Origin of the sequence: Synechococcus sp. H55.10 (assembly GCF_047502715.1) — a bacterium.
Classification (GTDB): domain Bacteria; phylum Cyanobacteriota; class Cyanobacteriia; order Thermostichales; family Thermostichaceae; genus Thermostichus.
The window spans coordinates 1-640 of the sequence record NZ_JANSJJ010000189.1 but is presented as its reverse complement, the minus strand read 5'-3'; the positions used below and the strand labels follow the sequence as shown (position 1 = coordinate 640).

General features: G+C 55.0%; 1 protein-coding gene and 1 pseudogene. One reads left to right on the top strand and one right to left on the bottom strand.

Annotated features, from left to right (window positions below):
- A pseudogene (locus NW858_RS11345) lies at nt 1-210 on the top strand (hypothetical protein); the annotation flags it as partial.
- A 26-nt stretch (nt 211-236) separates the two neighbouring features.
- On the opposite strand, the gene NW858_RS11340 reads toward NW858_RS11345, so the two are convergent.
- Nucleotides 237-461, bottom strand: a complete 225-nt coding sequence (locus NW858_RS11340) for a DUF2555 domain-containing protein (RefSeq protein ID WP_414365193.1) — start codon at nt 459-461, stop codon at nt 237-239.
- Nucleotides 462-640: the final 179 nt, after the last annotated feature.

The following is a 640-nucleotide window of genomic DNA, read 5'->3' as shown; positions in this document are numbered from 1 at the left end:
GATTTAGCACACTTGGCTGAATGGGCTGAGGAAGTAACTCAAGCTCTCATCACTCTTACTGCATTGCAACAAGAGCACGAACGCGCCATCCAGGCCATCAACCAGCGTCAGATCGAGAATGACCAGAGGTTTAACGTTCTCCTCGAAGAAGTGCGCTATCTTATTCGCAGACAAGGGTTAGATGGAAGTTCCTCTCCCCCTTCTACTTGAGGAGGGGGGATTCTTTCTGAGCCAATCTAGTCCTCATCCACTTCCCACTCCAACAAGTGGGCGTAGGGAGCCACCAGCTCCGGAGAGTAAAAAGCAATAGCCTGCAGCGTGTGCCAATCTTCCAGGCAGTCGAAGACGTTAGGGTACTCGTTGCGCTCCAGCCGCTCTGCAATGGCCGCCACATCGGCTGCAGTGAATTGGCGGGGATCCCTGCCCTTGGGGAGGGCCTCTACTTTGGATCGGGCAGACATAGGTAGCCTGAACACGCTACAAGCCGATCTTAGCCTCTCGGCCCGACGCCCCCTGGCCGAAAACGCGAATTTGTAGAGGTTCTACACAATGCAGGCTGGGCATCTGCCTTGTCTAGCGGAGGAGTTCAGAGTCCAAAACAGGCTCTGTCTGAGTCACGCGGTAATAGCCAGCCTGGGTG